The 21,720-nt window shown below is 59.8% G+C and carries 15 protein-coding genes and 2 tRNA genes; 9 read left to right on the top strand and 8 right to left on the bottom strand.

Annotated elements, in window-relative coordinates:
- Positions 1–140: 140 nt before the first annotated feature.
- A complete protein-coding gene (gene pgm / locus OZY47_RS06370) occupies positions 141–1,817 on the bottom strand; it encodes a phosphoglucomutase (alpha-D-glucose-1,6-bisphosphate-dependent) (protein WP_277177508.1) in 1,677 nt (558 codons plus the stop codon).
- Between the two features lie 262 nt (positions 1,818–2,079).
- Here pgm and OZY47_RS06365 point away from each other — a divergent pair, with 262 nt between their 5' ends.
- Together OZY47_RS06365 and OZY47_RS06360 are read left to right on the top strand one after the other, a co-directional pair.
- A complete protein-coding gene (locus OZY47_RS06365) occupies positions 2,080–2,565 on the top strand; it encodes a DUF3290 domain-containing protein (protein ID WP_277177507.1) in 486 nt (161 codons plus the stop codon).
- Positions 2,566–2,770: 205 nt separating this feature from the next.
- Positions 2,771–3,406, top strand: a complete 636-nt coding sequence (locus tag OZY47_RS06360) for a DUF421 domain-containing protein (RefSeq protein ID WP_277177506.1) — start codon at positions 2,771–2,773, stop codon at positions 3,404–3,406.
- Positions 3,407–3,536: 130 nt separating this feature from the next.
- Here OZY47_RS06360 and OZY47_RS06355 read toward each other — a convergent pair whose 3' ends face one another.
- The gene (locus OZY47_RS06355; protein WP_277177505.1) at positions 3,537–4,634 is read right to left on the bottom strand and encodes a diacylglycerol kinase family protein; all 1,098 of its coding nucleotides are present in this window, start codon (positions 4,632–4,634) and stop codon (positions 3,537–3,539) included.
- 187 nt (positions 4,635–4,821) lie between these two features.
- On the opposite strand from OZY47_RS06355, the gene OZY47_RS06350 reads away from it, so the two are divergent.
- The 4 genes from OZY47_RS06350 to OZY47_RS06335 all read left to right on the top strand — a co-directional run bounded on the left by OZY47_RS06350 (position 4,822) and on the right by OZY47_RS06335 (position 8,384).
- Entirely contained in the window at positions 4,822–4,989 is a 168-nt protein-coding gene (locus tag OZY47_RS06350) for a hypothetical protein (RefSeq protein WP_277177504.1), read from the top strand.
- A gap of 242 nt (positions 4,990–5,231) precedes the next feature.
- Positions 5,232–6,575, top strand: coding sequence for a hypothetical protein (locus OZY47_RS06345; RefSeq protein ID WP_277177503.1), 1,344 nt, complete (start codon positions 5,232–5,234; stop codon positions 6,573–6,575).
- 115 nt (positions 6,576–6,690) lie between these two features.
- The gene (gene serS / locus OZY47_RS06340) at positions 6,691–7,977 is read left to right on the top strand and encodes a serine--tRNA ligase (protein WP_277177502.1); all 1,287 of its coding nucleotides are present in this window, start codon (positions 6,691–6,693) and stop codon (positions 7,975–7,977) included.
- A gap of 322 nt (positions 7,978–8,299) precedes the next feature.
- A tRNA-Ser gene (locus tag OZY47_RS06335) sits at positions 8,300–8,384 on the top strand.
- A 262-nt stretch (positions 8,385–8,646) separates the two neighbouring features.
- Here OZY47_RS06335 and OZY47_RS06330 read toward each other — a convergent pair.
- The 3 genes from OZY47_RS06330 to OZY47_RS06320 all read right to left on the bottom strand — a co-directional run bounded on the left by OZY47_RS06330 (position 8,647) and on the right by OZY47_RS06320 (position 12,064).
- Positions 8,647–9,240: a hypothetical protein gene (locus OZY47_RS06330; RefSeq protein ID WP_277177501.1), complete on the bottom strand. Its 594-nt coding sequence runs from the start codon at positions 9,238–9,240 to the stop codon at positions 8,647–8,649.
- Between the two features lie 330 nt (positions 9,241–9,570).
- Positions 9,571–10,179: a response regulator transcription factor gene (locus OZY47_RS06325; protein ID WP_277179196.1), complete on the bottom strand. Its 609-nt coding sequence runs from the start codon at positions 10,177–10,179 to the stop codon at positions 9,571–9,573.
- A gap of 223 nt (positions 10,180–10,402) precedes the next feature.
- Entirely contained in the window at positions 10,403–12,064 is a 1,662-nt protein-coding gene (locus OZY47_RS06320) for an ATP-binding protein (RefSeq protein ID WP_277177500.1), read from the bottom strand.
- 112 nt (positions 12,065–12,176) lie between these two features.
- Here OZY47_RS06320 and OZY47_RS06315 point away from each other — a divergent pair, with 112 nt between their 5' ends.
- Positions 12,177–14,432 carry a PspC domain-containing protein gene (locus OZY47_RS06315; RefSeq protein WP_277177499.1) on the top strand — a complete coding sequence of 752 codons (2,256 nt, stop codon included), beginning with the start codon at positions 12,177–12,179 and terminating at the stop codon, positions 14,430–14,432.
- Positions 14,429–15,397, top strand: a complete 969-nt coding sequence (locus OZY47_RS06310) for a hypothetical protein (protein ID WP_277177498.1) — start codon at positions 14,429–14,431, stop codon at positions 15,395–15,397. Before OZY47_RS06315 ends, OZY47_RS06310 begins: the two co-directional genes overlap by 4 nt.
- Before the next feature lie 155 nt (positions 15,398–15,552).
- Here the strand turns inward: OZY47_RS06310 and OZY47_RS06305 are convergent, their stop codons facing one another.
- The 3 genes from OZY47_RS06305 to OZY47_RS06295 all read right to left on the bottom strand — a co-directional run bounded on the left by OZY47_RS06305 (position 15,553) and on the right by OZY47_RS06295 (position 19,349).
- On the bottom strand, positions 15,553–17,427 hold the full coding sequence (locus OZY47_RS06305; protein ID WP_277177497.1) for an acyl-CoA thioester hydrolase/BAAT C-terminal domain-containing protein: 1,875 nt from the start codon (positions 17,425–17,427) through the stop codon (positions 15,553–15,555).
- Between the two features lie 182 nt (positions 17,428–17,609).
- Complete coding sequence (locus tag OZY47_RS06300) at positions 17,610–18,797, bottom strand: MFS transporter (protein WP_277177496.1); 1,188 nt, start codon at positions 18,795–18,797, stop codon at positions 17,610–17,612.
- 475 nt (positions 18,798–19,272) lie between these two features.
- Positions 19,273–19,349 (bottom strand) — tRNA-Pro (locus OZY47_RS06295).
- 341 nt (positions 19,350–19,690) lie between these two features.
- Between OZY47_RS06295 and lysS the strand changes: the two genes are divergently transcribed.
- Positions 19,691–21,355 (top strand): lysine--tRNA ligase, encoded by a 1,665-nt coding sequence (lysS, locus tag OZY47_RS06290; protein WP_277177495.1) that lies wholly within the window; start codon positions 19,691–19,693, stop codon positions 21,353–21,355.
- Positions 21,356–21,720 lie beyond the last annotated feature (365 nt).

Raw genomic sequence — 21,720 nt, 5'->3', positions numbered from 1 at the left:
TAAGTTAAAAAATATTTTTAAACTTGAATCAGATTTGGGCTGCAACAAACAACAAGTCGGTAGATAGGTTTTTGGGAATCGCGGAATTTCGCCATTCCTGTTTTTCTATCTACCGACTTGTGCAGTGTTCCTATAGAGAATTATTCGCCGAGCGCCTTATCGACCACGTCGGTGGCCTCATCCAAGACCTGGTCGAGCGCCTCTGGGGAGACGAACGACTCGGCGTAGATCTTGTAGATGTTCTCGGTGCCGGAGGGGCGGGCGGCGAACCAGTTGTTCTTGGTGGTCACCTTGATGCCGCCGATGGGTGCGTCGTTGCCGGGTGCACGGGTGAGTTTGGCGGTGATGTCCTCGCCGGCCAGCGTGGTGGCAGAGACGGATTCGGGGGAGAGGCCTGCGAACTTCTGCTTCTGCTCGAGCGTGGTCGGCGTATCGACGCGCTTGTACCAGCTTTCGCCGAACTTGGCGACCTGCTCCTGATGGAGCTGCGCCGGGTTCTTGCCGGTCTTCGCGGTGATTTCCGCTGCCAGCAGGTCGGGGATGATGCCGTCCTTGTCGGTGGTCCACACGCGGCCGTCGCGACGCAAGAAACTCATGCCGGAGCTTTCTTCGCCGCCGAACGCGACCTTGCCGGTGAAGAGCGGATCAACGAACCACTTGAAGCCGACCGGCACCTCGACCAGCGGCGCGTTGATGGAAGCGGCCACGCGGTCAATCAGCGAGGACGAGACGAGCGTCTTGCCCACGCCGGTGCCCTTGGGCCAGCCGGGGCGCGCGCCGCCGAAGAGATAGGCGATGCACACGGCGAGGTAGTGGTTCGGGTTCATCACACCCCAGTCGGGGCAGACGATGCCGTGGCGGTCGGCGTCGGGGTCGGTGCCGCCGACGAGATCGTACTTGCTCCACGCGCCGCCGTTGAGTTCGTCCACGAGGCCTTTCATCGCATACTGCGAGCTCGGGTCCATGCGTATCTTGCCATCGTGGTCGATGGTCATGAACCGCCAGGTCGGGTCCACGTCGGGGCGGACCACACCGATATTCAATCCGTACTTCTCATTAATCAGCGGCCAGTAATTCACGGAAGCGCCGCCGAGCGGATCGATGCCAAGCCTCACGCCGGAGGAGCGGATGAGGTCGAAGTCGATGACGTCGCCGAGGTCGGAAACATAGTGGTCGCGATAGTCGAAGCGTTCCACCAGCGGAGACTTGATGGCCTCGTCGTAGGGCACGCGCTTAACGTCGTGGAACGAGCCGAGCAGCTCGTTGGCGCGGTTGGCGATGGCTTCGGTCGCCTCGGCCGGGGCCGGGCCGCCGGTGACCGGGTCGTACTTGAAGCCGCCGTCGGTGGGCGGGTTGTGCGAAGGCGTCACGACGATGCCGTCGGCAAGTCCGTCGCCCTCGAAACGCTGTGAGCCGTCGGCGGCGCGGTTATGGGTCAAAATCGCATGTGAGATAACAGGCGTGGGCACGAAGTCATCGCGCGAATCGATGCGCACAGTCACGCCATTGGCGACCAGAACCTCAATCGCGGTCTTCATCGCCGGTTCCGAAAGCGCGTGGGTGTCACGTCCGAGATAAAGCGGTCCGGTGACGCCCGCCTTCTTGCGGTATTCCGCGATGGCCTGCGAGATCGCGACGATATGCGCCTCGTTGAACGAGGTCTTGAGCGATGAGCCGCGGTGCCCCGAGGTGCCGAAGGAGACGCGTTGCGCCGGGTCGGCCGGGTCGGGGACGTTGTCGTAATACTTACCGATGACCTCGTCAACGTCGATGAGGTCCTTCTGTGTGGCGGGTTTGCCCGCATTTGTTGCTACCATATCTCCATTGTGCCACGTCGGGGCCATGAAGGTGCGGCTTTGCGAAGTTGCCGACAGCTTCCACACCATGAGCGGCGGATGAGGTGGGGCCGACGAGCCGTGATGGTGCTGGCGGTGGCAGTGGCGACGGCTGGGAATGCGAAGCGAATCGTGCGGGTTGGGGCTTGGCGGCGTGGTGCCTTTTCGGTTAAAGCGCTGGAAAATGTCATATAAATTTTTCTATCAGCGCCAAACAGGCCCGTGGTATCGGCGCGATTCTACGATGGAACACGAGAGAATTCCGCAACCCAACAGTTCGAGGCACTCCATGACCTTCTACGGCATCGATTACCTGCAAAACCAGCACGGCATCAACCAACTCATCCGTTTCTCCGTCATCATCGCGCTGTGCGTGGCGCTGGTGGCGTTCACCGTGCTCTACCTGCGTCACCGGCTCAAGACCAAATACCGCGACCTCGGCATCATCGCGCTGCTGCTGGTGGCGCTGGTCTTCGGCGGCGGCTACACGCAATACCGGCAAAGTGAGACGGCCAGCGCCAAAAGCGAGCAGATGGTCAGCTTCGTGCAGCACGTCGCCAAGGAGAAACACGTCTCGCAGAAGGACGTTCTGGTCAACTCGAAATACCTGAACCAGGACGTCATCGTCAAGATCGGCAAGAAATACTACACGGTGACACTCAACACGGACTACACCGCCTACCGTCTCACCGAGACCCACATGCTCACCGACATCAAAGTGGAGCAGTGAGTGAGGATCATGCCAGCCGCGGCCGCGCCACGGGATGCTGCTGCTAACCGGTCAATCGAGCTGGAAAACGTACGTTTCGGCGGTCCTAAATATACGAAAACCAGCAGGATTGACCGGTTAGCAGCAGGAACCACGTATTCGGCCGATACAACCATCCAATTTTGATTATCGTGATTGCAAGTATAAGTAGATAAGGACTTTCATCATGCTCATCAGCACAACACTCGTCATCAAACTCGTCGTGGGCATCGTCTTCCTCATCGTCCACATCAACCTCTTCGGCAAATCCAACCTCGCGCCCACCAGCGCCATGGACCAGATCCAGAACTACGTGCTCGGCGCCATCATCGGCGGCGTGATTTACAACGAGCAGATCACCGTGCTCGACTTCCTCTTCGTGCTCATCACCTGGACGCTGTTGTGCATGATCATCAAGTTCGCCAAGGAGCACAACCGGTTCGTCAAGAAGGTCATCGACGGCGGCCCGGTCGTGCTGATCTCGGGCGGCAAGGTGGACGTCGCCACCTGCATGCGCGCCGGCGTCTCGGCCAACGACCTCATGCTCAAGCTGCGCTCGCAAGGCGTCTACGAGATCTCCAAGGTGCGCAAGGCCTACTTCGAGCAGAGCGGCCAGCTTACGGTCATTCAATATGGCGAGGAGTCGCTGCGCATGCCGCTGATCGTCGACGGGCAGGTCTCGGCCGACGTGCTCGACGCCATCGGCCATGACGAGGATTGGCTCGATGGGGAAGTGAAGAAGCAGGGCTTTGACGGCACGAAGGCGGTGTATATCGGCGAGTATGTCAAGGGCAGGCTTGAGTTGACGGGGTATGCGAAATAGGGCGAAACGCGCGAAATAATAAGGTAATAAGGCGAAACGACTTTCAATAATTGAGCCGTTTCGCCACCGAACCGATTGCGAATTGAGCGCCAGCTGATTACTGACCGGCTCTGGCAGGCCCCTAGAGCCCTTAGCTGATGGCCTCTTTCGACGGCACGCGCACGCACAGCGACTTCGGCTCGATGCTGAAACGGATGTGGCTCGATTCGCCGAGCATGTCGCCGTCCACCTCGGCCAGCGCCGGCTTCTCGAGCCGCACCTCGGCCTGCGTGCCCTGGATCTGGTCCATGGTCGAGTTGGTGGAGATGGGGCTTTGCTGCGCCTTGCCGGTGATGGTCTGGTGCATCACGTCGCCGAAGAGGTTGGCCCAGCCGAGGATGCCGCCGGAGGTGTCGATGATCTCGAAATCGAGCAGGCCGTCGTCGAAGGAGGCGTCGGGCATCAGTGAGAACATCGGAATCTGGCCGCAATTGCCCGCCATCATCGTGCGGAAATGCACGTTGGTGATGGTGCGGGCGGTGCCGTCGGGGCTGGTGATGGTGATGGTGCCGCGGTATTTCGGCGCGAAGAGATGCTTCATGGCCCCGGCGAAATAGGCCAGCCAGCTGATGTTCTTCTTGAGCTCCGGGTCCGTGTCCTCGATCATGTCGGCGTCGAAGCCGATGCCCGCGATGATGAGGAAGGCGTGGGCGTGGGTCTGGTCGTCGCGGTCCAGCAGGGCCATGCGCCCCATGTCGACCATGCGCTCGCCACGCGAGATGGCCACGGTGAGCGCCGCGTCGATGTCGTCGATGGGGATGCCCATGTTGCGCGCGAAGAGGTTGCCGGTGCCGATTGGCACGATGCCCAGCGTGTGGCCGGTGCCGCTGATGGCGCTCGCCACGGTGCGCACGGTGCCGTCGCCTCCCACCGCCACCAGCACGTCGGCGCCGTGGTCCAGAGCGTCCAATGCGCAGGCGCGTCCGTCGTGCTCCAGCGTGGTTTCGATGAACTCGATGTCTTTGATGCCGCGGGCGTGGCAGAACTCCTCGATGTGCCTCCGCGATTTGTCGGCCTGGGGCTTCGAGGGGTTGACGATGAAGGCGTATCTCACCTGGTCGTCGTCGCGTTCGTTGAGCTTCTCCACACGCTTGCGGCGCTTGTAGGCGCGCCAGGCCAGCAGCGCCACGACCGCCACGACAATGAGGCAGATGATCGCGGCGATGACGATGAGCACAGTACCAGACATGTCTTTATTGTGTCGCGCTTTCTCGACGACATGCCTTACAAAGGTGCAAAAATGAACGAATCCTACACGCGTCGCCCCGCGTCTTTTCCGGCGTGAATGGTTTGCGGTGCCATCGGTTTTCGCGGGCCTGTCTCACAATGTGTCACCCTGTTTGCGAGGGTTGCGCGGCAAAGTTATCCTCAAAACCATGCTCAACCTGCGAACTCTCGACCGCCGCGCCATCGGTGTGTTGCGCGTCGATGAGTCGATGCCGGTTCTGGGCATTCTCGACCAGTCGGGTCGATCGCGTTCGTGGTCGTCTTCCAGCCGTTGCACCGGTTCCGGCTCGTGGCTCGACATTAGTTCGCGTCGCTGACGCTTATTTCCGGAAAGTCCGTTCAGGAGACCGCCGAAGAATCCCAAGGATTACCGTCAATCGTTTTAGGGAATAGTGGCGAATATCGCGGACAATGTTACGGAAACCGTCTTGCCGACGCAACAATCATCGGTGATAATCGTGAATCGCAACCAAACAAGCACAACAAAGCACAACAAAGCACAACAAAGCACAACAAAGCACAACAATCAAATAAAAACAAAAGGGAAAGTGGCATTGTCATGACGACAAAACCGGATGTCTCAACGAAACCGGCCGGCGGCGAGCGGGTGGATGTGAGCCAGTCGACCAGCGGCGGCAGGGCCGAGGCGCTCAAATGGCACGGCCGTGACATCAGATGGATGCTGAGCCTTTTCGGCACGGCGATCGGCGCGGGCGTGCTCTTCCTGCCCATCGACGCTGGCGGTGCGGGCATCATCGGCATCCTGCTCATGCTGGCCGTCGCCTATCCGCTGGCCTATTTCGCGCACCGGGCGATGTGCCGCTTCGTGCTTTCGGCCAAGAACCCCGGCGACGACATCACCGACGTGGTCGAGCAGCATTTCGGCTTCGGCTTCGGCATGGTCTTCACCATCATCTACTTCATCGAGGTGCTGGTCATCCTCTTGATGTATTCGGTCTCGATCACCAACACTGCCGAAAGCTTCATCGTCAACCAGCTGCACATGTCGGCCCCGCACCGCTGGCTGCTTTCCCTGGTGCTGATCGCCGCGCTGATTCTGATTGTGGTCTGCGGCGCCGGGGTGGTCACCCGCGTGATGAGCTGGATGACATGGCCGGTCATCGCCGTTCTGGTGATTTTCGCGCTCTACCTCATCCCGCGCTGGAACCCGTCGATGCTCACCAGCGTGCCGCGCAACGCTTCCGGCGGCTTCGATTTCGGGCAGCTGATCTTCGCGCTGTGGCTCTTGATGCCGGTCATCGTGCTCACGTTCGACCATTCCGCCATCATCTCCTCGTTCTCCGTGCACGTGCGCGGGCGCTATGGCGAGAACGCGGACGCCAAGATCGGCAAGATCTTGAAGGTCGGCGAGCCCATGATGGTCACCGTCGTGCTCTTCTTCGTGCTGAGCAGCGACCTCGCCCTGACGCCTGGCGATTTGGTGAAGGCCAAGGCGCAGAACGTCTCCATCCTGAGCTACCTGGCCAACATGATGGGCACCCCGGCCATCTCGTGGATCGCCTCGATCACCGCGTTCGTCTGCATCTTCAAGGCGTTCCTCGGCCACTACCTCGGCGTCGAGGAGGGGCTCGGCGGCATCATCCGCAAGGTGGCGCACACCCGTCATGTGGTCATCGAGCGCAAGCCGCTGCGCGTGGCCGTCAGCGTCTTCATGTTCCTCGCCTGCTGGCTGGTGGCCTGGGCCAATCCCTCTGCCATTGGCATGATCGAGACCATGGCCGGCCCGCTTATCGCCTTCGTGCTCCTGCTGCTGCCGATGTACGGCGTCCACAAGGTGCCGGCGCTCAAGAAATACTCTCACAAGATCAGCAACGTGTTCATCGTCGTGGTCGGCGTGATCGCGGTGAGCGCCATCTTCTACAACATCATTGCGCTGTTCTGAGGCTCAAAGCCAAGGCCAAGTCCAACACCAAGGCCGGAAAATAGCCGATACCGCGTGGGCGTCGGCCGGGTCGGGCACCACGAGGGTGTCCCTTTAGACAAGTAGGCTTATAGACATGCTTGATATCCAATTTATCCGTGAACATCCCGATGTCGTGCGCGAATCTCAGCGCAAGCGAGGCGAATCCGTCGAACTGGTCGACGAGGTCCTGAAGCAGGACGAGACCCGCCGTTCCGCGCTGAAGTCGTATGAGGAGGCGCGCGCCAGCCAGAAGGCCATGGGCAAGAAGGTCGCCCAGGCCGCGCCCGATGAGAAGGCCGCGCTGATTGCGCAGACCAAGGACCTGGCCAACAAGGTCGCCGAATACAAGAAGGTCTCCGACGACGCCTCCGAGGCCTACACCAAGGCCATGTGGCAGTTCTCCAACATCGTCGAGCCCGAGGCTCCCGAAGGTGGCGAGGACGACTACGTGGTGGTGCAGAAGGTCGGCACGCCGCGCGACTTCAAGGCCGAGGGCTTCGAGCCCAAGGACCATCTCACGCTCGGTGTGGGCGTGGCCGGCATCGACATGCGCCGTGGCGTCAAGGTCTCCGGCTCGCGTTTCTACTTCCTGCGCGGCGCCGTGGCCCGCATGCAGATCGCGATGCTCACCATGGCCGTCGACCAGGCCGAAGCGAACGGCTTCACCTTGGCGATCACGCCGACGCTCGTGCGCCCCGAGGTCATGGCCGGAACCGGCTTCTTGAACTCTCACGCCGACGAGATCTATCGTTTGCGCGAACCTGACGACCAGTATTTGGTGGGCACCTCCGAGGTGCCGCTGGCCGGTATGCACGAGGACGAGATTCTCGACCTTGGCGATGGCCCCCTGAAGTATTGTGGCTGGTCGAGCTGCTACCGTCGCGAGGCCGGTGCCGCGGGCAAGGACACTTCTGGTATCATCCGCGTCCACCAGTTTGACAAAGTGGAGATGTTCGTCTATTGCAAGCAGGAGGAATCCCGCGAGATGCACAAGCAGCTGCTCGGCATGGAGGAGCAGATGCTGGCCAAGGTCGAGGTGCCCTACCGCACCATCGACACCGCCGCCGGCGATCTCGGCTCCTCCGCCGCGCGCAAGTTCGACAACGAGGCTTGGGTGCCGACGCAGGGCCGCTACCGCGAGCTCACGTCCACCTCGAACTGCACCGAGTACCAGGCCCGTCGTCTCAACATTCGTGAGCGCACCGAGGACGGATCCACCCGCCCGGTCTCCACGCTGAACGGCACGCTGGCCACCACGCGTTGGCTCGTCGCCATCCTCGAGAACCATCAGCAGAAGGATGGCTCCATCGAGATTCCGAAGGCCATGCGCCCCTACATGGGCGGCCGCGAGGTCATTGAGCCCACCAAGTGGGAGGCGTGACGGCTTCCGTCGCGTAGCGTAGCCCCGCATCGGGTTCTCATCGTTCAAAAGCGCCATAAACAAGCTCGCTGACAATCGTTCAGCGGCCCGTCTATGGCGCTTTCCGTCATTCCGCCATTTTCAAGCCGCTTGGGCTTGGTCAGCGGCTTGTTTATGGCGCGTCTCTATAGTTTCGCCATTGTTGAGCCATTTGGTGCTTGCTGGAGGCTTGCTTATGATGCAATTGCTGAATAATCGCTGGTAGGGCGACGCGCCTGCTGTCTGCGGGCGGTTGCTATAATTCATCAGTCGCGCATTTCGGTGTCAGCCGGATGCGCCTCATGGACAGATGTCTGAGCGGTCTAAAGAGACGGTCTTGAAAACCGTTGAGGGGCAACCCTCCGCGAGTTCGAATCTCGCTCTGTCCGCTTTGCAAATGGGTTCTGGATACTAAGCCTATCCGGAACCCATTTCTCGTTTTCGCGTCAATTGCACGACGGCGAGGAAGTCTTAAAGAATCCCGCTCAATCTTCGTTCGAATGAATCTGATGCCAGTCCGAAGCCTATACGGAGGAATGACGGGAACAGCTTGCCGGCTTGGTGACGGCCGATGCAAATGGTTAAGACTGGCGGAAGATTCGGAAAGGTTATTGGGGCCAGTTTGCGGCGACATCACTGGTGATTGTTGGTTCATTTCGGCCAGTTTTTCGCGGCGGTGTCGAGCACCAGACGAACCATTTGCGTGGCCATATCCTCGGCCTGCTGCTCGGTCAGGCCGAGTCTCCTTTCAACGTCGGGTTTCTCGTTCGCGTCGATGGCGGTGCCATGCGCGTAAACACTGATGTTGACGGACATGGCGGGTGCGGTTTCGTCGCTCCTGTACATGCTGACTCTGATGCTGCGTCGCTCATCTGCATCGGAGTCCGGCCGCGAGAATATAAGCTTGTAGCCGTTGGCTTTGACGGTGATCATGCCGGTTGTGTTGTCCATCTGGCCGGCGACGGTGTCGGCTTTGATGTCGGGGCCGTGGCCCTGCAGGGCCTTCTGCACGTCCCACCGGTGGTCGAGGAACAGGCTGTCGGTCTGGGTGACGATGTCGGCGTGCCGCCGGTAGGTGGAGATGAACGGCTCATGCGGGGGAGGTTCCATACCCTTGTCGAATTCGTGCCCCACCCATACCATAAGCCCGACGAACAGGAGCGCCAGGGCGGCGATGACGGCTACTGTGGTGATGAAGGCGCGCTGCCAGAATGATATGAGCCTGGATTTGGTGTCTTCCTTCATGGGTTTGTTCTCCTGACATTGGATTCGATGGTGCCGTCTTTCGTGGTGTCGGCTGTCACTGGTCTGTGCCACCAATCTTGCGTTGCGGGAGGGTGGGATCGTTGATAACGGACCACCTTTGTCCGTCGCCGGCATTGTCCTTTTCGGTCGGCGTTATCACGTCTGGGCCACCCTCGGCTCGGTTCATGTCGTTCTTTTGATAAGCCATTTCACGCCCTGATCGGGATCACCGCTTCGTTGCTTCTCATCTCGCTCATATCGGAAAATGATAGCACTGAACGGAATATGGTTGCCGATTTGGGACTCCGAATGCTTTGAACTTTTACGTTCTCACACGATTCTTCGGTCGGCGGCCCAGCGGGTCAGCTCGGTGCGGTTGGAGAGCTGGAGCTTGCGTAGCACGGCACTGACGTGGGTCTCGACGGTCTTGACGGAAATGAATAGTTCGGCGGCGATTTCCTTATAGGTGTAACCGCGCGCGATGAGACGCATGACCTCCTGTTCACGGGTGGAGAGCTTGTCAAGCTCATCATCGTGCTGGGCCGGCTCGGTGCCTTGGAAGGTCGAGAGCACGAAGCCAGCCAGTTTCGGTGAGAAGACGGCGTAGCCCTCGTTGACCTGGATAATCGAGGATATGAGGTCGTCGCCGCTGATGGTCTTGGTGACATAGCCTCGTGCTCCGGCGCGGATGACGGCACCTACGTCCTTCGGCGAATCCGAGACGGAAAGGGCGAGGAACGCGGAATCGGGGGAGAGCGGCTGCGATTTCGCCAGTATCTCGGCGCCGCCTCCACCTTCGCCGCCAGGCACATGCACATCGAGCAGCACGACATCGGGCTTGGTGTTGGCGATCATCGCCACCGAACCCTCCACATCGGGGGCTTGCCCGACGATGGCGAAATAAGGACTCAGGGTCGTGATGACGCCCGCGCGGAACATCTCGTGGTCGTCGATCACAGCGATGCGAATATCGTGATGGTCCGATTTTGCCGTATCGGGTTGATGGGAATCAGGTTGGGCCGTGAACGTCCGGGGAGCGCTGGTCTTTCCTGTGCTTCTCGAACCGTACTTGCCTGAGCTGGTTGCTGATATGGCGGATTCGGCCATATCCGATACCTTGATGTCAGACTGCTTGGCACCCAGCAGCCCCGTATTCGCCTCGTCATTCATCTGCGTCTCCAGTTCCCCTCTCACTTGCCATTATGTCATCTGCGGCACAATGCTCCTGCGAGATTGGCATATGCATGCGCACTTCGGTGCCCCATTGGGGCCGTGAAACGATTTCGACGGAGCCGCCTCGACGTTTGATGCGCCCCATGATTGATTCGCGGATGCCAAGCCTGTCTTCGGGGATGGCATCGACGTCGAATCCGTCACCATGGTCACGCACGAAGACCTCGACCAGTTTCCCGCCCGTCTCGCAATAGACGGAAATGGGTTCGCCGCCATGTTGGACGGCGTTGAGCATGGCCTGCTCGCTGGCGTTGAGCAAGGCGTCGGTCTGGGCGCTGGGTCGTGCGTCGCCCACCGCCACCACCTCAATGGGCTTGCGATACTCATCCTCGATACGCGCGGCAATCTCGTGGAGGCCTGCGCTCACCGAGCGATCCGGTGGGGTGCGGTCCTGATAGAGCCAACGACGTAATTCCCGCTCCTGACCACGGGCCAGGGTGAAAACGGTCTGTGGCTCGTCGCTGTGCAGCTGGATGAGGGCGAGGGTTTGCAAGACGCCATCATGCAGGTGGGCCGTCATGTCGGCCCGCTCCTCCTCGCGTTCCTTCAGCGCGCGCTCGCGGCCGAGATCCTGGGTGAGCTTGTTGCCCAATGGCACCAACGCCACGCCCACACCCGCAAGAAGCGCCAGTCCCGCCACCATTGCGGAGAACGGAAGGTGGAATTGGAATGTCGTGGAATCCGTGCAGACGATATAGCCGGCGGCCAAGAGGATGATGCCCGCTATCAGATAGGGCAGCTGGCCACGCGCCGCGTTCATCTTGAGCCATGCCACACCGATGCCGCACAACGCCATGAGCACGCCAACGGTGAGGTCGGCGGGAATAGGACTGGCCGTCAGCAAGATGGCGAGAATAACAAGGGCCAACCCGGCCAATGCGATTAACGAGGGTTTCGAGGCTCGTTTCAGGGCCTGGCCGATATCCTCAAACGAGCCGATGCCGTCATCAGCGCCTGCATCCGCCGACGAATTCTGAGGAGTGTTCTCAGGGTGTCCGTATTGCTGACGATTGCCCTTCTCCTCTCTTTTACATCGTCGCTCGTCTTGATGGTTGTCAATTCCTGCTTCAGCTGCGGGATTCACGATGTTAGAGTTGGAGCTTCCGATATCCGCGCCGTTTTGGTAACCGGCGTTGCCACCATAGAAGTCTTGGTTCGCTCCAGGATAGGCCAGATTGCCACGGGCGAGCGGCCCCTGACTGGCTTGCTGTTGGGCTTGGTAGACGGCCACCGGATCGCCCGCTGGCACGAACACCCACAAGAAGATATAGGCGGCGATGCCTGAGCCGAACAGGAAGGTCAGGGCGATGAACGCCATTCGGATGACCGCTACCGGGATGCCCAGATGCAGGCTCAATCCCCGGCACACCCCGCAGAGCATACGCTTGTTTTTCGGCCTGAGCAGCGGCAGCCGTTGACGAACGGGAGCGGGGAACGCGGATTGCCCTGGGTAGTTGTTTCCTTGATAACCATAACGGCCGTATTCGTTTGAGGAGTGGCCATTGGGGCCATAGCCGTATCCACGGGCTGACGAGTCGGGGTACGGTTGCCCCGGCTGTTGCCCTCGCGTGGATCGGTTTGTTGGTCTCATGCTTCCATTGTGCCCGAAATCTGACATGTTCATGGGTATTCGTCGAAAAATCAGGGTTGAATCAGGGTGTTCCCTGACCCTTTCGCGAGTGTCGGCATGGTGTAATGGCACTATGAACAACGACAACATGTATGCGGGGGCCGCGCCAGGCCCGCAAAATTACCAGGGCGGTCAAGGTCCGGTGCCTCCAAGGCATGAGAAGATCGACCATTTCTTCGCTTGGATTCGCTCCAGCGGGTTGATGCGCGGCAACAACCGATGGATTGCTGGCGTGTGCGACGGCATCGCGGTGCGCTATGGCCTCAGTCCGATCTTTGTGCGGGCGATTGTGGCGGCATCCACCTTGGTGTTTGGCTTCGGGGCGGCCTTCTACGCGGCCGGATGGGTGTTGCTGCCCGATTGCCGAGATGGCAGGATTTCCGGTGAGGAGCTGGCATATGGTCACTGGCAGTGGTCGTTGCTGGGGCCCATCATCTTCATCCTCATCGCCTTTGCCTCGCCCGGCATTGGGGTGTTGCTGGCGGTGATTGCCGTCGGTGTGCTGTTGGTCATGGTCAACAGCCTGCAACACCGCGTGCAAGATCACAATGGTGGGGCCGGAACCGGAGGACGGGGAGCGCCCAATCAGCCCTCAGCTGGTCCCTATGGCCCTAATCCGCCTCAGGGAGGGGGCTGGCAGCCGCCCATGCCAGACGCCAACACCTTCAACACCAATGCTACGAATTTTGGCGGGGGTGAGGCTCGGTCGGAAGCGTTCCGGGGTCAATCCGATGAAGGATCGAGAGATCAGTCCTTTCGCGTCTCCAGCGATACAGTTAGGGAAGACGTGCAAGGAAGTGGTGCTCCGCGACCAGTGAATGACGGTGCCAATTCATTCAATTGGTCAGCTGATCGCACCGCGGATGGGCTTGGTGAGCCTCCTACCTATATGGCTGAACCATATGATCCTGCGTACCAACAGCCGCAACCATATCCTCAAGCTGTCGCTGGGGTGCGTGCGAAGAAGCGTGTCCGTCGCAAGCCGGCTGGGTTCGTTCTTGTCCTGTTCATGCTGGGCGCCATCATCCTTTCCGGTGCCATCGTCGCGATTGTGTGTGTGAGCGAGGGCGGCTATCTCGGATCCATCTTCAAGATGGGCACCATCTGGATTGCGGGTGTGCTGTTGGCGCTCGGCGTCGTCATCGCCTTGCTTGGCATGACGGGCAGGCGTGCTGGAGGGTTGCATCCATTGATGTGGATCGCGGCCATCGTGGCCGTCACGCTTATCAGCTCCGACATCGGCTATTCCTATGTACTCAGCGATATGAACCGTGTGGACACCTCTTACCAAAGCGTGAACGTGACCGGTTTCAAAGCGCTTGATGGCAGCGACAAGACTCAGCTCTCGCAGCTGAACCAAGGAATGGCGTTCAAAGGGAATCGCCTTGACAACGATGTCGTCAACATCGATATGAGCGAGTATCAGGCAGCCAACGGTACTCATGAGGTCGAGTTGAACGACGGCAGCAAGGTCCAGTCCGGCTGCCCGACTGGCCGCATCGATCTGACGGTGCAGCAATCGACGGTATATGTCACATTGCCTGCTGGTTGCTCCTACCGACTCAGTCATGGCACGAATGCCGACATACGTGCTGAGGCCCAGAAACGACATGCCGATGCGAAGACCTCTAAACCAAGTACTCCTGCGGAGCCCACTAAACCCGACAAACCAGAGGAACCGAATGTCTCTTCTCAATCCTCTTGGTTCATGAGGCAAGATACTCGAGGCGCTAATGTTGAATCCGCCTCGTCCATTGATGGCGCGAACGAGCAGAGTGCCTTGACCGAGCCAAGTGGTCTGCATGGGTTCTTGAATCGCTCGGCTTCCACACTGCCGGTCTCCTGCACGCACAGGCATGCCAAATCCAGTGATGGCAGTGAATATGACGAAAGTTTCGGTTGCGATTCTGATGAGGATGACGATACCGATGATGAAGACAACGACTATTACAGCAGCGAGAATGATGGTGGTCAGGGTGACAGGTTCTGCTTTGGCTTCTGTGACGGCAGTTTCGGTATGGGGGCATGGCTTGGCGACGATTTGGCCACTGGCACCAAATCATTGGGCAGTGGTTATGTCGCCATCGGTCGTGGTTCCCAGATTGGTGTAGGAGGGAACAGCTATAGCCGCCTTGAATTCCAACACGGTATCAGTTCATCCAAAGACTATGAGTGGTTCTTCTCGAATAACCATGCCAAGATGCCGAAAGGTGGTCCTGAGCTCACCATTGACGCACCCTATATCGTCGAAGGGCGAGTGACGGTGCAATATCCGAAAGAAAGCACCGTGCCGACGTATGCGCGGTTCAGCAAGGAGCAGGTCAAATGAGCGACATGCCAAACAAGGAAAACAACGTAGCCAATATCGGGGATGGCAATGAGCCAGATGGTATGACTGACAATGCTACTGAAGCCGAGGTTGATGCCGTTGATCTCGGCCAATCCGAAAACCAAGGTGCCGAACCCGGGCAGTTTGACGCAGATACGGTGACTGCCGAAGTGAAGATAGTGACGGGGGAGCCGACGGATTCGTCTGATGAGGCAATAGGGGCGGCCGATGAAGCGGTGGCTGCCAATCTGGATGCCGACAATCGGGATACCGCCAATTCGGGCACAACTAAGCTGGGTAGCGCTAATCCTGATATTGGTAATCCGGGTACTGCCAACCGGGATGCCGACAGTTTAGGTACAACTAAGCTGGGTCCTGATAATTCTGATATCGGTAATCCTGATGTAGATAATCTGGACGCTGTCAATTCCGGTACTGCTGGTTTGGGTCCTGATAACCCGAGTATCGGTAATGCGGATAATAGCCAAGCAAGCGTTGCCGGAGATGACATCAACGGAGACGCGAACCAGTATTGGGATGCGTCGGATGGTTCGCGGAATACCTCAAGCGAGCAGGAACATCCAGAGGACTATCAAAATACTGCAAGTTATGATCAAGCCGCTAGCAATTCCAGTCCGGGTTATTTCGTGGACGGGCAAGGTTCCGGGTCGTACATCCACGTGCCACGTGATGTGCCTGGGCAACCCGTGTGGGAGCCGTCCCCGCAACCCACCGGTTTGAGCGGAATGACCATTTTGCTCAGTTTGTTGCCGCTGTTTCTCGGCGTGGTTGCTCTCATCGTCGGCATCTGGTTCCCGATTCCCCTGCTGCCGAGTATGGGCGGCACCGACCCGCGCGCGTTGGCGGCCTTGGTGCTGGCGGTGTTGGGTGGCCTGCTGATCTTGGTTGCCGGCGTGTGGGGGTTGGCGTCAGCGATTCGGTCTCATCGGCAAAGGTCCAATTGATAAACAGACGTATTCAGAGGAGGTATGGATAGGAGAGATTGCGAAATCACCATCGGCAAACTCACTGAAGTATTCAGAAGGGGTCTGGATATGAGAAAGGGGTTTGGGTATGAGAGATAGGAAAAATTAAACAGTGGGGATGTGTGCATCTCGGGTCAGTAAGTGAGCAGTCCGAAGAACGCCATCAACGTCAGCGACAGGAGAGATCCAAGCGCGCACAGCACGATGACGGCTGTTCTGGAGAAACCGAATGTTGCGTCTTTCGGCTTGACGATTTCGCCGCGGTTGTGATTCTCGTGTTCGTAGTTGCGGTGTTCATACCTAAACATGGAACTGTTTTCTGGGAACCCGGTGGGCTTGAAAGTGGGGTCGCCGTCCCCTTGTTCATGCCTAGACGCGGAATTGCTTGTAGAGAACCATGCCTGATCCGTGCTGCTGGAAACGTAACCAGACGTAGACTCCGCTGCAGAAGCGATGTCCGGCGAGGTGCGGTGACGGAGTGTGCGCCACAGGCTCAAGATCAGCCAGGTGAGCAACGCGATATCGACAAGCGGTATGAGACGCAGCACAATCCAACCGACAGTGAGTGGGGTGCTCTGGTATGTCAGGCTCAATGCGTCTCGTGCCGCCATGACCACATACGCGGCGAACGAGACGACACCGGCGACTGACATGAAACCGTTGGCGCCTAGCGCGACGGCGAGTTTATGCGGAAGCCGAAGATGGTGGCGCTCGCTGTTATGGTGCTGAACATCATTGTGGTCATCGTATCCGGCACAGTATGCGTCACCGTCTGTTCCGAGCCTGTTCGTCCCAGATTCGCCAGTGCGATGCCGGGCCCATGCATTGCCAATCGCGATGCCGATTGCCCAGATTCCCGCCACCAGCGGGCAAAGAAACACCAAGACGAGCAAAACCAGCAGCGCCGGAAGAGTCGAGATGAGGCCTGGTCTGATCGTGGTGGGGACGGCAAAGCGTTGGCGCGGCTGCGTTCCGGCGACTTTCGGCGTCGTCCAGTCGGAGGCCGAGGCTCCCGAGGCCACGGCGTTGGTCCAGTCCTCAAGGTCGTGCGTGTAATGCTGCTCAAGCGGCAAACCGGGCTTCGATGTGTAGGCTCCCACACGCATCTGATGATTGGCTTGGTAATAGCGCACGGTCACATTGCTGTTTCCTACACCCTTGGCCGCCGTGGCGATGTCTTGCGCGCCTTGCTCGATGGGCATGGCCAGATCGTCGGTGCCGTAGTTGACCAGCAACGGCATACTCAGGCGGTCGAGATAGCGGTCGGCGGGGAAGTCCGCATAATTAGGTCCGATTGGCGCGAAATCCAAGCTGACGAACGAATCCACAGCGTGCCGAAGCCTTGGTGGAGCGCCAACCGCCGCCAGATAGGAGTTGCCGGCCATCGCCATCTGGTGCCGTCCGGAGACCGCCGGGGGAGAAGTCAGAATCATGAAGGGTATGGCGTGGTCGTCGCCGGCCATCGCCTCGCAGACCCACGTGCCCTCTGACTCGGCATAGATGCCCGCTTTGGAGGCGTCGACGTTGGGCAGCGCCCGCAAGGTGTTGAGCGAGACCAAGTAATCTCGCGCCATCGCGTAATAGTCGCGGTGGAAGGTGCCATAGGTGTCGAGTCGTTTGTCGGGCACGAGCGTGACGATGCCGGCCGAGCTCATGGCCGAGGCGATGTCGCCATAGACCTCGTTGGCCTTGCCGGTGCCCGCCCCGTGGATGAACAGCACCGCCGGCCGTTTGCCCGGTGCCCCGAGCGGGGAGCGAACGACCGCATTGATGGTCACCTTGTCAGTCAGCCGAATACGCATCGAAGTCGTCGAAACCTGGTAAGTGCCTTCCTGCGGGCTCGAAACGTCACGTGCCTGGATGGTCGTTTGCGACGAGGCAACGGAGACGTGTTCCCGCAACGGTTCCGCCTGCCAATCCGGCGTCATCGCGGCTCCCAGCGTCGCGAAAACCGCCAGCAACGCCACGAATATGGCGGTCGGAGGAATCAGGCGCTTGAACAATCGCATGCGAGTCACTCTAATGCGCCGTCCCTGACTTCGCCATCTTCAATTCTTCCTTTGCTGAATCTGGTCGGACGTTGCGGAATCCGGCTGAATACGAACGAAAGCAGATACATCCTTTTCGTCCATATTCATTCCATGTCCGTGCTTCTTCCAGCTCAGCCCTGTCCAGCTCATCGGCGCCCGTCTCAGACCTCCACCGGCTGCAAACGCTCAAGCGCGTCGGTATGGGTCTCATAACGCAGCGAATAGACCGCCAGCAGTGCCACGGCCACAACGGCGAACGGCACGCCACCCAGCGCGGGGTAGTGGTAGTCCATATCCGAAATCGTCAGCATCGACCCGCCGACCATCGATCCCACGGCGTTGCCGAGGTTGAAGGCCATCTGCACCGCCGCGCCGCCGATGAGCTCGCCGCCGCCCTTGCCCGCCTCGGCGAGCAGCAGTTGCTGCGGGGTGGAGATGAAGAAGAGTGCGAAGGCGACCACGAAGGTGAGGATCGCCGTGCTCACCCGGTTGCCGGGCACAAGGAAGACCAAGGCGAGGCCGATGACGGAGAAGAGCTGTCCAAGCCCAGCGGTGCCGGCGGTACGCCAATGATCGGTGAGCTGGCCTCCCGCAAGTCCGCCGACCACCATGGCGAACCCGGCGAGCATCATCAACAGCGGCACCATGCCGGAGGAATAGCCGCCCACGCGCTGCAGCCACGGCGACACATAGCTCCACCAGCTGAAAATCCCGGTGTTGCCGGTGAACACCGCCGCCAGGATCAGCCACGGCCCGGGCTTGCCAAGGAAGCGGAACTGGCCGATGATGCCAGTGTCCTTCACCGGTGTGATCTGCGGCACCCAAGCGAGCACCAGTACGATCGTCAGCGCGGCCACCCCGGCGAGGATGAGGAACGCCAGACGCCACGAGAGGTGTTCGGCGATGAGGGTGCCCGCCGGCACGCCCAGCATGTTGGCGACGGTCTGCCCGGTGACGGTCAGCGAGACCGCCTGGGCCTCCTTGCCCGGCTTCGCCACCGTTTTGGCGATGAGCGCCGACGTGCCGAAGAACGCCCCGTGCGGTAGGCCCGAGATGAAGCGTGCGGCGATCAGCAGCGGCGCGTTCGTCGAGAGCGCGCTGAAGGCGTTGCCGGCCAGCGCGATGACCATGAAAGCGATGATGAGCTGCTTCGGTCCGGCCTTGCGCCCGAAGACGAGCATCAGCGCGCCCACGCACACCCCGATGGCGTAGGCCGAGATGAAGTTTCCGGCGGTGGGGATGGAGACGTGCATGGTGTGGGCGGCCTGGGGGAGGATGCCCATCATCACGAATTCGGCGGCGCCGAAGGTGAATGCCCCGGCTGCAAGCGCGAGCAGACTCTTTTTCAAGTTCGTTCCTTTATGGATAATATGGTGAATTTATGGTTATTGTGGCTCTTTGCGGTTATGGCCGTGGTGTTGCCCGTCCGTGTCAAATCCGCACGCGTCGCCAAAGTGTTTTGTGAAGCGTAGCGATTGTAGGTCAGGCATACTACTTCTTTCCTCACGGCGTATGCTCACCAAATTCGGCCTGCGTATACCTCCAGGCGTTACCTATATATAGCTGCTATATAGCTACCGATTCGTGAAACTCAACTCACGCTCGAACGATTTGGCGGACAGGCTAGGCGGACTAGACGCGTTGTATAGGGTGACGCTGCGGGGCAACGGCATCGCGATGGTGGTGCGGTGACGCAATAACGTAGTGACGTCGTAACGACACCAAACACCATGGAATGGCCTATATCCCACTTTTCGGCAGACACAAGACGGGAACATTGTTCCTGACATGACGAAACCCCTCGAAAATCAAGGGGTTTCAAGTTGGTCGGGCTGGCGAGATTTGAACTCGCGGCCTCTTCGTCCCGAACGAAGCGCGCTACCAAGCTGCGCTACAGCCCGATGAACAACAGCAATCATCATACAACCAACCTGGGGACGAGTCCACCATGCGTGTCGGGAGGCAGGTCCTTATTTGTATTGCAGTTATAGTTTTCGGCGTGATATCGCGGCTTGCGGGGGAGGGTGGCGTCAACTTCCTGACGCGACAATGCCCTGCACGTCTCCCGCACGTCTCCCGCACGCGTTCCGTGACGTGCCTCGCGCAAAGTCCGCGTCCGTCCCGTACGAGCCAACCGCAAATCCGCCTTCCGAAAATCTCACCGAACCCTACCTATGATTATCCTTCCGAGATAAGGAACCCCGGCCTCCTGTATCGGGGCTGCTCGGTACACTCGTGAAGTATGAGTGAAACCAAAGAGACCGGGGAAAACCGGCAAGAAGAAGAGGCCGAAGGCCAGCAGATGTCCACCATCGAGCATGCTCAGATGCTCTTGGAACAAGACGAGCAGATCGCCAAAAACATTGAGGGGGGCGCCTCATTCGACGACGCCATCGACCCGACCAACAAGCAGTTCGGCCCGGAAGGACATCCCGAGCAGGTGCAGATGCGCGTGGCCAAGCGCGCCCAAATGCTCAAGGATGGCATCAATCCCTACCCCGTCAGCGTCGGCGTCACCGACACCATTCCGGCGGTGCGCGCCAAGTATGACGGCAAGCTCGAGGCCGGCCAGGAGACCGAGGACGTGGTGGCCATCGCGGGCCGCGTGCTCTTCCTGCGCAACGGCGGCGGCCTGTGCTTCGTGCAGCTCGCCGCGGGCGACGGCACCACGATCCAGGGCATGATCTCCAAGAAGGAGATCGGCGCGGATTCGCTGAAGTCCTTCAAGCAGCTGGTCGACCTGGGCGACCACCTCTTCCTCAAGGGCCGCGTCATCGCCTCGAAGACCGGCGAGCTCTCCGTCTTCGCCAGCGAGTGGAAGATCGCCGCCAAGGCGCTCCAGCCGCTCCCTGCGCTGCACAAGGAGCTTTCCGACGACACCCGCACCCGCAAGCCCTATATCGGCATGATCGCCGACGACAAGATCCGCGACATGGTCCGCCGCCGCTCCAAGGTGGTCTCCTCGCTGCGCAACACGTTCGCCAAGGACGACTTCCTCGAGGTCGAGACCCCGATGCTCCAGACGGTGCACGGTGGCGCCGCGGCCCGCCCGTTCATCACCCACATGAACGCCTTCGACATCAACCTCTTCCTGCGCATCGCCCCGGAGCTCTTCCTCAAGCGCTGCCTGGTCGGCGGCATCGAGCGCGTCTTCGAGATCAACCGCGACTTCCGCAACGAGGGCGTCGACGCCACGCACGCTCCCGAGTTCACCATGCTCGAGGCCTACCAGGCCTACGGCAACTACGACACCATCGCCGCCCTGACCAAGAAGCTCATCCAGCAGTCGGCCATCGACGCGTTCGGCTCCACCAAGGTGACGTTGCTCGACGGCAGCGAATATGACTTCGGCGGCGAATGGAAGCAGATCTCGATGTATGATTCCCTCTCCGAATCCCTTGGCGAGGAGATCACCCCCGAGACCTCCGTGGAGCACCTTGGCGCGATCGCCGACAAGCTCGGCGTGGAGCGCGACGAGGTGGAGAACCACGGTAAGCTCATCGAGCACCTCTGGGAGCATTTCTACGAGGCCGATCTCGGCGCCGTCACCCCCACCTTCGTGCGTGACTTCCCGGTGGAGACCAGCCCGCTGGTCAAGGCCCACCGCAGCAAGAAGGGCGTCGTGGAGAAGTGGGACCTCTACGTGCGCGGCTTCGAGCTGGCCACCGGCTATTCCGAGCTCAACGACCCGGTGGTGCAGCGCCAGCGCTTCGTCGACCAGGCCAAGGACGCGCTTGCCGGCGACGTCGAGGCGATGGACATCGACGAGGACTTCCTCGAGGCGCTCGGCGTCGGCATGCCTCCGACCGGCGGCATGGGCATGGGCATTGACCGCCTGCTGATCGCCATGACCGGCGCGACCATCCGCGAGACCATCACCTTCCCGCTGGTCAAGCCGCTCAACTAAGCGCAAGTTATTGATTGCGTGATTCGCGCCTCATCGCGTGAGTCCGCCGCATGAATCGGAAACCGTGGGCTCGTCTTCTAACCGAAGGCGGGCCCACGTTGCGTTCGTGCACAACATCTCAGTACGCTTCGTTTGTCGTTTGTTGCATATCGCATTTCATATATCGATATATCGCCTCCCATCTGGCTCTGTGCAACGTGTGATGCCGTGATAAGCCGCCATCCACATATCATCGTTTGCCTACTCAAATCCCAGACGGTTCCCCAAAAACTCGCACGATGAACGCCACCTGCCGCAAAAATTCAATGATTGCCTCGTGCCCGTTCCGGTTCCCGTGCCCGATGTAGTTTGCGTGGCATACAGTG

It is taken from the genome of Bifidobacterium sp. ESL0790 (assembly GCF_029395435.1).
Taxonomy (GTDB): Bacteria; Actinomycetota; Actinomycetes; order Actinomycetales; family Bifidobacteriaceae; genus Bifidobacterium.
Note: the sequence above shows the minus strand (reverse complement) of the source record. Positions and strands in the feature narration are given on the sequence as shown.